Source organism: Oligoflexus sp. (assembly GCF_035712445.1).
GTDB lineage: Bacteria > Bdellovibrionota_B > Oligoflexia > Oligoflexales > Oligoflexaceae > Oligoflexus.
This window is the reverse complement of sequence record NZ_DASTAT010000026.1, coordinates 165,386-171,385: the sequence shown is the minus strand read 5'-3', so window position 1 is coordinate 171,385 and position 6,000 is coordinate 165,386. Positions and strand designations below refer to the sequence as shown.

Annotated in this window: 4 protein-coding genes and 1 pseudogene; all 5 read left to right on the top strand. The window is 54.6% G+C overall.

All coding sequences use genetic code 11. The annotated features are described in order from the left end of the window. Window positions 1-893, top strand: an 893-nt coding sequence (gene nspC, locus VFO10_RS05900) for a carboxynorspermidine decarboxylase (RefSeq protein WP_325138027.1), incomplete at its 5' end; no start/stop codon positions are given. A gap of 67 nt (window positions 894-960) precedes the next feature. Then, the gene (locus VFO10_RS05895; protein ID WP_325138025.1) at window positions 961-1,731 is read left to right on the top strand and encodes a methyltransferase domain-containing protein; all 771 of its coding nucleotides are present in this window, start codon (window positions 961-963) and stop codon (window positions 1,729-1,731) included. 191 nt (window positions 1,732-1,922) lie between these two features. Beyond that, window positions 1,923-2,525: pseudogene (locus VFO10_RS05890) on the top strand (ABC transporter ATP-binding protein); the annotation flags it as partial. Continuing rightward, window positions 2,519-4,888: an ABC transporter permease gene (locus tag VFO10_RS05885; protein WP_325138021.1), complete on the top strand. Its 2,370-nt coding sequence runs from the start codon at window positions 2,519-2,521 to the stop codon at window positions 4,886-4,888. The pseudogene VFO10_RS05890 and the gene VFO10_RS05885, both read left to right, overlap by 7 nt. 3 nt (window positions 4,889-4,891) lie before the next feature. After that, a complete protein-coding gene (locus VFO10_RS05880; RefSeq protein ID WP_325138020.1) occupies window positions 4,892-5,803 on the top strand; it encodes an HlyD family efflux transporter periplasmic adaptor subunit in 912 nt (303 codons plus the stop codon). Window positions 5,804-6,000 lie beyond the last annotated feature (197 nt).

Genomic DNA, 6,000 nt, shown 5'->3' with positions numbered 1-6,000 from the left:
ACGCGCCGGCTTATAGTGATGCGGACATGAACGAGATCGTGGAGCTCTGCGATCACGTCGTGTTCAACTCCTTTAACCAGTGGCGTCAGCACAAGGCCAAGGTGCTGGGCAGCGGTCGCAAGATTTCCTGCGGCATTCGGGTGAACCCCGAACACCGTGAAGCGGAAGTCGAGCTCTACGACCCCTGCGCACGCTTTTCGCGTCTGGGAACGACCCGTGCTCAATTCCATCCGGACGAACTGGATGGAATCGAAGGCCTGCATTTTCACAATCTTTGCCAGCTGAACTCGGATGCCCTGGAGCGGACGCTCGCAGCGGTGGAAGAGAAGTTCGGTGAATTCATTCCGCGGATGAAGTGGATCAACTTCGGCGGCGGGCATCACATCACGCGCCCTGATTATGATCGCGAGCGTCTTGTTCGTGTCGTCAAAGGTTTCAAGGCGCGTTATCCCCACGTTGAAGTTTACCTGGAACCGGGGGAAGCGATTGCGATTCGCACCGGCGTCCTGGTGGCAACGGTGATGGATATTATTGAAAACGGCATGCCGCTTGTGATCCTCGATACGAGTGCCACGGCGCACATGCCTGATGTTCTGGAAATGCCCTATCGCCCTGATATCGTGGGTGGGGGGATGCCCGGGGAAAAACCTTATACCTATCGCCTCGGCGGGCTGACCTGCCTTGCGGGTGACGTGGTGGGGGACTATTCCTTCGATCAGCCTCTTCAGATCGGCCAGCGCATTGTGCTGCTCGATATGTCCCACTACACGATGGTGAAGACGAGCAACTTCAATGGTGTGCGACTGCCGTCCATTGTCTTGCGTCATCCGGATGATAGCTACCAGCTCATCAAGTCCTTTGGTTACGAATACTATCGGGATCGGCTCAGCTGATTTCGACTTGTCCGGGGAGAGTCTTTTCCCCGGATTTTTTCTTTTGCCTGCCGAAAGTGAAGCTGCCATGGGTCACGACCGTAATTTCGATGAAATCTTCGACCGTTTTCAATCCCGCATCAAAACCAATAAAAAAGGCCTCGTGCGTGAAGCGCTGATCCGTGAGGATCTTTTGGAATACGTTCTGAAAGACGAGGGGCGGACGCTTTCGGTGCTGGATAGCGGCTGCGGTCTGGGTGATATGGGGCTCTGGCTGGCGAAAAAAGGCCATCAGGTGCTGGCCACGGATATTTCAGCGAAGATGGTGGAGCATACCGCAGCCGAAGCGCGTGAACTCGGGCTTGAAGGCCGCATGACCGTAAAGCAGATGGCGGCCCAGGATGCGCTGGCATCCGGTCAAAAGTTTGATCTGATCTGTATCCATGCGGTTATGGAATGGCTGCATGATCCCTATGCGCTTCTGCCTTTGATTTCCCAGAGCCTGAATCCCGGCGCGTATCTTTCGCTGACCATTTACAATAAGCACCGCTCGGTGTTCAATAGCCTGATCAAAGGCGATTTCAAGCGTATTCTGCACGGCGACGATTACGCTGGCAGCAGCAACGCGATGACCCCACCGAATCCCATCGAGCCGGAACGCGTGCGCGATGCTTTGATCGCTCAGGGCTTGACTATCGAACTGCATGCGGGCCTGCGCTGCTTTTACGATTATTTCCCGAACAAGGCGAAAGACTTCCACGAGCTTGATGATCTTCTGACCCTGGAACGCCGCTACAGAAAACTCAGTCCCTATCGTGATTTTGCCCGCTACGTGCATTTTATTGCGCGCAAGGATTGATCTGCATGCTTCAGTCCGCTGCTCTGCGTTTTTTTCCGCAGGACTGTGGGGATTGCCACCGGGGTTTCGTGAAGAGCCTGGTCAAAGCTGATTCCAAATCTGGCACTTAATTTGCTGCTCATTATCCCTGGACGTTGAGTCACGTGAGATCAGGGAAATTATGGGCGAATCGACCAGGCAAAGAATCTTCGGAATTTGTGGTGCTCCTTGGCCCTTCAGGCAGTGGGAAATCCACACTGCTGAATATCCTCGGGGGACTCGATTCGGCCACACAGGGCGAGGTTCACTATCGTGATCATAACCTCGTTCAAGCCCGTGCGCATGAACTGACAAGGTTCCGCCGGGAGCATGTGGGTTTTGTCTTTCAATTCTACAATTTAATTCCGAGTCTGACGGCGGCCGAAAATATTGCTCTGGTCACAGATCTGGTGGACCGCCCCATGAATGTGCATGAGGCACTGGCGATGGTGGGTCTTGCCGAGCGGGCTCAGCATTTTCCCTCGCAGCTGTCGGGTGGCGAACAGCAGCGCATCGCAATCGCCCGTGAGGTCGCCAAACGCCCGGATATCCTGCTTTGTGATGAACCGACGGGAGCCCTTGATTTTCAAACAGGTAAACTCGTTTTGGAGACCATCCTGAAAATCAACGAGGAACTCGGCACGCTGGTCGTCGTGATCACACACAATGCCGCGATTGCCGGACTCGCGGATCGCGTCATTCATTTGGCAAACGGCCAGATTTCGCACGAAGATCAAAACAAGAGCCGCAAAAAAGTGGACGAGATCCTATGGTGAAATCGGCGCTCGATCGGAAAATTCTGCGTGAGTTGCGTCAGCTGCGACCCCAGGTCATCACGATTGCCCTTTTGATCATCTGCGGACTGTCCCTGATGATTGCGACCCATATTTCCTATGATTCCCTCCATGCCGCCCGCGATTCCTTCTATAGGGACTATCGCTTTGCCGAAATCTTCGCCGAATTCCAGGCCGCTCCACGCGGCATCATGGATCGCATGCGCGCTATCCCAGGCATTCAGAACGTCGAGGAACGCATCCTGGCCGATGGTTTGATCGAAGTTCGGGGTCAGGACGAGCCGGCCGTGGGGCTGATCCTGTCGCTGCCTTCCGCAGGACAGCCCCGGCTGAATCGAATTTTTGTGCGGGAAGGACGATTGCCGCGTGAGGCGCAGATTCCCGAGGTTTTTCTGCATGAAGCCTTTGCTGCAGCTCATCACCTCAAGCCCGGCGATTTCATCAGCGTGCTCGTCAAAGGGCAGAAGGTCCGCCTGCAGATTGTAGGCCGGGGTCTCTCACCGGAATATGTCTATGCTCTCGGGTCCGCTGTGCCCCTGCCTGATGATCGTCACTTCGCGGTCCTTTGGATGATTGAGCCGGTTCTGGGCCGCCTCGTCGGGTTTCAGGACTCATTCAATAGCGTGGCCGTGACGCTGAATAAAAGTCGGGCAATAGCACCGATCAAAGACGATATGCGGATTCTTTTAAACGCCTATGGAAACAAGGCCATTCATGAGCGCATGAACCTGCCTTCGGACATGTTCTTGGAGGATGAGCTGACCGAGCAGAAGACCCTGTCGCGGATCAGTCCTCTGGTTTTTTTGAGCATAGCGATCTTTCTGATTCATGTGATCATGTCGCGTTTGATTCATACCCACAGGCCACAGATCGCCGTGCTGAAAGCCGTCGGCTACCATGATCGCGAGATCGCATGGCATTACACAAAGCTCATCATCGTGATGATGCTTTTCGGAACCATACCCGCCTGTGGCATTGGAATTCTCTTAGGCCGTTTCATTGTCGATATGTATCAGGATTTTTTTCGCTTCCCTGCTCTGATCCCTGTGGTCGATCCCCGTATTCTGCTTTTGAGTTTTGCGACGGGCATTGGCTCCGGCGTTCTGGGGGGCATGACGGCGATTCGCTCCATACTCCGGCTGCATCCTGCGGAAGCTTTGAAGCCGCCTGTGCCTCCGGCGTATCATGCCATCTTTCTGGACCGGCTATTTTTAGGGGAAAAACTCCCCGTCAGTACCCGCATGACTTTGCGCAATCTGATGCTGCGCCCCTGGCGTCTCGGTTTAACCATGTTCGGGATAGCGGCTGCGCTCGCTATCATGGTCAGTTCGGGTTCGATGAAAGATATGGTGGACTTTCTTTTGACGACACAGTTCCAGTATGTCCAGCGCGAGGATATCAGTATCACGCTCCAGCGCCCTGTTGCCGTGAGTGGCCTTCAGCAGCTGGCAGATTTAAAAGGCGTTCAGCGGGTCGAAGGCTATAGAGCAGCTGCGGTGCGGATTCATCATGAGCGGAGGCAGAAGGAAACGGCCCTTCTGGGCTGGCCCGCGCGTTCCGAGCTCAGGCAAAGGCTGAATAGCGACCTGGAGCATCTGCCCCTGCCGGTGCACGGACTCTTTCTGAGCCGTTATTTTCAGACGGAATGGGGGCTGAAGGCAGGGGACAGGATTGAACTGGAGGTTCTGGAAGGGGCCTTCCCGCGACGGACGATGACGATTTCGGGCTTCAGCGATGAGTTGATGGGAACCACCCTTCATATGCGTATCGAAGAGCTTTGGGAACTGCTGGATGAAGAGCCCGGCTATAATCTTATCGCTTTGAAGGTCGATCCGCATGGACTTTCCAGGCTTTATTTCAAGCTGAATCAATACCCTTTGGTTGCGACGGTCAGTCTTCGGGCTGCAGTCTACAATGGGTTCTATGAGTCCATGGGCGGCATGCTGCAGCTGTCCACTGGACTTTTGACCCTTTTCGCTTTCATCATTGCGATCGGTCTGATTTATAACACTGTCATCATGAATTTCTCAGAGCGGGCGCGGGAAATGGCCACGCTGCAGGTTCTGGGCTTTGATAACATTTTTCTCTTTCTGCTTCTGATGGATGTGATCTTGATCCAGGTCTATGCCTCTCTAATCCCTGGATCGTGGCTCGGCTATAAAATGACCGAATGGCTGCTGGGCAGCATGCGCACGGAAACCCTGAGTCCGCCTGTGCTGGCGCTGTGGTCGACCTATGCTGTCGGCATCGCGACCATGCTGGTCGCTTTGATTTTCAGTGCCTGGAGTCTCTCCCGACTGCTGCGGGGCCTGAGCCTGACCGAAGCGTTAAAAGCCAAGGAGTGATGTATGGATCCCGTCTCCTCTTCCATCCGCTGGAAACGTAAGGCCTATGTCCTGGCCGGGATTTTTCTGGCGAGCCTTGCTGGTTTGGGTTGGTTGATCTGGAAACCTGAAGCGATAGCGGTCGATGCGGCTCCGATCACACGGGGGGAGTTTACGATGGAGATTCGAGCCGATGGCTATTTTCGGTCCAAGGATATTCGCATCCTGTCGGCCTTTGCCACGGGGGATATCATGGAACGCATTCAGGTGAACGTGGGGGATCGAGTCACGAAAGGTCAGGCTTTGACGACTCTTTATTGGGATCGTCGCCTGATCGTGAGGTCGCCGGTGGATGGCGTGATCACGAAGGTTTTTCGCAACTCCACAGGGCCTGTGAATCGCGGTGATCCCCTCTTGGAGATCATGGATCCCAAGCAGCTGGAGGTGGTGGCCGAGCTTCTGACGACCGATGCGGTCAAAGTCCGTCCTGGGAATAAGGTCCTGGCTTCGGATTGGGGTGGGCCGGGCTTGCTGCATGCAGTCGTAAGTCGCGTGAGTCGGGCCGGTTTTGTGAAGCAATCAGCTCTGGGCGTCGAGGAGGAGCGCACGGAGGTTGTAGCTGAATTCACCGAGGTGCAGCCCGCCACTTTAAAAAATATCGGAAGCCGCTTTCACAACGAAGTGCGCATTCAGATCGCAAAGGTTGATGATGTACTCAAGGTTCCCATCGGAGCTTTGATTCGCCATGGAGAGGGCTGGGCGGTCTTTCAAATCATTGATGAGCGGGCGATCCTGACCCCTGTTGAGATCGGCCTTCGGAATAATGATGAGGCGGTGCTGGAATCAGGACCTTCCGAGGGTGCCGCGGTGATACTTTATCCTGCCGACAGTATTCAAGATAAGGATCGCGTCCGCGGAGTTCAGGCTGCTGGTTAAGGGTCTTCAGAGATCTTTTATTTCCCTGTAAGAATTGAAAGGGAGCCCAGCCTTTTGACCTGCACAGCTTGCTTTTCCTGTGCGCAGAATATAGTCCGTTTAAATTAGGATCCGCCTGCGCGCAAAAATCTTCATTCAATCCGCGTCCTTTCATCTTTTTTTCCCGAGCACTGAAGCCGCGGGGACCCGCGACGATA